Source organism: Pseudomonas agronomica, from assembly GCF_025917275.1.
Taxonomy (GTDB): Bacteria; Pseudomonadota; Gammaproteobacteria; order Pseudomonadales; family Pseudomonadaceae; genus Aquipseudomonas; species Aquipseudomonas agronomica.
In genome coordinates this window covers 1-3,533 of the sequence record NZ_JAOSHO010000505.1, presented here as the reverse complement: position 1 = coordinate 3,533, position 3,533 = coordinate 1, and the positions used below count along the sequence as shown (strand labels likewise).

At 64.3% G+C, this 3,533-nt stretch carries 2 protein-coding genes; both read left to right on the top strand.

The genetic code is table 11. The features are described from left to right. The first annotated feature begins 120 nt into the window (after window positions 1–120). Window positions 121–2,607 (top strand): circularly permuted type 2 ATP-grasp protein, encoded by a 2,487-nt coding sequence (locus OC610_RS23515; RefSeq protein WP_264431241.1) that lies wholly within the window; start codon window positions 121–123, stop codon window positions 2,605–2,607. Beyond that, window positions 2,607–3,500 carry a transglutaminase family protein gene (locus OC610_RS23510; RefSeq protein WP_264431240.1) on the top strand — a complete coding sequence of 298 codons (894 nt, stop codon included), beginning with the start codon at window positions 2,607–2,609 and terminating at the stop codon, window positions 3,498–3,500. The genes OC610_RS23515 and OC610_RS23510 overlap by 1 nt, the downstream gene beginning before the upstream one ends. The last annotated feature ends 33 nt before the right edge of the window (window positions 3,501–3,533 follow it).

Genomic DNA, 3,533 nt, shown 5'->3' with positions numbered 1-3,533 from the left:
ATCGCAGCCTCCGGCAGCTCCTACAGGGCACCCCCAGCGGCTCGTCACAATCTTCCACCTATCCGGGCGTCATACGCTTGCGCTAGTCTCACCTATCATTGCCGTCCTGCCGAGCTTTCCATGCCTGACCTGCTTGACCGTTACCCGCTGACGACGGGCACCTATCACGAATTGCTGGACAACAGCGGTGCGGTGCGCCCGCACTGGCGGCGGCTGTTCGACCAGTTGCAGCGCAGTACGCCAGCGCAACTGATCCAGCGCCAGGCGTTGCTGGCCCGGCAAATCCAGGAAAACGGCGTCACCTACAACGTCTATGCGGACCCGAAGGGCGCCGATCGGCCTTGGGAACTGGATCTGCTGCCCCACGTCATCGATGTCCAGGAATGGAAGCTGTTGTCGGCTGGCATTGCCCAGCGTGCGCGTTTGCTCAATGCGGTACTGGCCGACCTGTACGGGCCGCAGCGGCTGATCAGCGAAGGGCTGTTGCCGGCAGAACTGGTGTTCGGCCACAACAATTTCCTCTGGCCTTGCCAAGGCATCACGCCGCCCGATGGCGACTTCCTGCACCTGTATGCCGTGGACCTGGCGCGTACGCCCGACGGTCGCTGGTGGGTCACCGCGGATCGGACCCAGGCGCCTTCCGGGGCCGGTTATGCCTTGGAAAATCGCACCATCGTGTCCCGGGCGTTTCCCGATCTATATCGCGACCTGAAGGTGCAGCACTTGTCCGGTTTCTTCCGGACCTTGCAAGAGACGCTGGCACGGCAGGCGCCCAGCGACGGCGAGCCGCCGCTGGTGGTGCTGCTGACGCCCGGGCGTTTCAACGAGAGCTATTTCGAGCATCTGTACCTGGCGCGCCAGCTCGGCTACCCATTGGTGGAAGGCGGTGACCTGACCGTTCGGGACGCCACGGTGTATCTCAAGACCCTCAGCGGATTACGTCGGGTCCACGCGATCATGCGCCGGCTCGACGATGATTTCTGCGACCCGCTGGAGTTGCGCACCGATTCGGCCCTGGGCGTGCCCGGTTTGTTGGAAGCGGTGCGCCAGGGCCGGGTCTTGGTGGCCAATGCCCTGGGCAGCGGCGTGCTGGAATCGCCAGGGCTCTTGGGGTTCTTGCCGAAGATCAACCAATATCTGTTCGGCGAAGAGCTGATGCTGCCTTCCATTGCCACCTGGTGGTGCGGTGAACCGCCAGTGCTGGCCCAGGCCTTGGAGAAATTACCCCAGCTGTTGATCAAGCCGGCGTTTCCCTCCCAGAGCTTCACACCCGTGTTCGGCCGAGACCTGGACGAGGACCAGCGCGCCCAACTGGCGGCACGCATGCAGGCGCGGCCTTATGCCTACGTCGCCCAGGAGCTGGCGCAGTTGTCCCAGGCGCCGGTGTGGCAGGCCGAGGATGGCTTGATCCAGCCCCGGGCCATCGGCATGCGCGTGTACGCCGTGTCCGGGAAAAACGATTATCGCGTGCTGCGCGGTGGCCTGACCCGCGTGGCTGCCGAGGCCGATGCCGAGGTGGTGTCGATGCAGCGCGGCGGTGCCAGCAAGGACACGTGGGTGCTCGGCGAGCAAGCGCCCGGCGGCGAACAATGGAAGGCCCAGCGCACCGTCGGCGTTCATGATCTGGTGCGCCGCGATCCGTACCTGCCGTCGCGAGTCGTCGAAAACCTGTTCTGGTTCGGCCGCTACTGCGAACGCTGCGACGACAGCGCTCGCCTTCTACGGATCATGCTGGCGCGGTATGTCGACGGTGATGACCCGCAAGCGCTGCAATCGGCGGTCTCCCTGGGCGAGAGCCTGATGCTGTTGCCCGAAGAGGGCGAGCTGCCCGAACGCCTGATGGCGGCCATGCTCGGCGATGACTGGTCTTTTAGTTTGCGGTCCAATCTGCAGCGCTTGCAGTGGGCGGCTTCGCAGGTTCGCGGCAAGCTGTCGCGGGAAAACTGGCAGGCGCTGGTGGAGCTGCAGCGCGAAGCGGTGGAGCTGGAAACCAGTGAGCCGGACTTCGGTGAGTTGCTGGATTTCCTCAACCGCTTGGTGATGTCCCTGGCGGCGTTGTCCGGGTTCGCCCTGGACGACATGACCCGCGACGAGGGCTGGCGCTTCCTGATGATCGGTCGGCGCCTGGAGCGCCTGCAGTTCCTCAGCAGCAGCCTGGCGGCATTCCTGCGGGGCGAGGCGGTTTTCGATCAGGCCGGGTTGGAGTGGTTGCTGGAATTGGGCAACAGCAGTATCACCTACCGCTCGCGCTACCTGGCGGTGGCGCAGTTGATCCCGGTGCTCGACCTGTTGCTGCTGGACGAACAGAACCCCCATGCGGTGCTCTTCCAATTGAAACTGGTGGCCCGCACCCTCAAGCGCCTGAACGATGATTTTGGCGCGCCCAGGGATACCGCGTTGCCGGAATTGGTGACGCGCCTGTCGCGCTTCGACCTGCGCTGCCTGGAAAACCCGCTGTTCGGCGAAGCCAGCCTGCGCGCGGCACTCGACGGGCTGGCCGAGCTGTTGCAGGAAGTGGCCGATGTCAGCGGCCAGGTGTCCGATCGCCTGGCCTTGCGCCATTTTGCCCACGTCGATGACGTCAGCCAACGCACGGTGTCCGTCTGATGAACGCTCGTTACCAGATCCTCCACGACACCCATTATCACTACGACAGCCCGGTGTCCCTGGCGCAGCAACTGGCCCATCTGTGGCCACGGCCCTGTGACTGGCAGCGTTGCACCGAGCAGCAGTTGCTGATCAGTCCGGAGCCGACGACTCGTCGGGATGAGCAGGACGTGTTCGGCAATCCGTTGACCCGCCTGGCCTTCGAACGGCCTCACGATGAGCTGTTGGTCAATGCCCGCCTGAGCGTCGAGGTGCTGGCGCGGCCTGAATTGGATTTCAACCTGTCGCCGGCCTGGGATTCGACCCGTGACGCGTTGACCTATAGCGGCCGGCCGCTGGCAGCGCAGTTACTGGACGCCTGTCGCTACCGTTTCGAGTCGCCCTATGTGCACCTCAAGCGCAGCTTCGTGGAGTTTTCGCAAAGCTGTTTTCCGGCAGGACGGCCGTTGATGGTCGGTGTCCAGGCATTGATGGAAAAGATCTTCGAAGAGTTCACCTTCGACGCCGAGGCCACCCAGGTTGCGACGCCGTTGGTGGAAGTGCTGGAGCGCCGCCGGGGTGTTTGCCAGGACTTCGCCCACCTGATGCTGGCTTGTGTGCGATCCCGCGGATTGGCGGCGCGTTACGTCAGCGGCTATCTGCTGACCCAGCCACCGCCCGGCCAGGCCCGCCTGATAGGCGCCGATGCTTCGCACGCCTGGGTGTCGGTGTTCTGCCCGGTGTTGGGTTGGGTGGACTTCGATCCGACCAACAACGTGCAGCCGGCGCTGGAACACATCACCCTGGCCTGGGGCCGGGATTTTTCCGATGTGTCACCGTTGCGCGGAGTGATCCTGGGCGGCGGTACCCATGACCCCGAAGTGCGGGTGACGGTGATGCCGTTGGAGTCATAAGGGGTCCATTGTGGGAGCGAGCTTGCTCGCGAT

What these genes read in the sequence shown, in the direction of transcription:
- OC610_RS23515 (WP_264431241.1), top strand. Translation starts at nt 121, where the DNA reads ATGCCTGACCTGCTTGACCGTTACCCGCTGACGACGGGCACCTATCAC.
- OC610_RS23510 (WP_264431240.1), top strand. Translation starts at nt 2,607, where the DNA reads ATGAACGCTCGTTACCAGATCCTCCACGACACCCATTATCACTACGAC.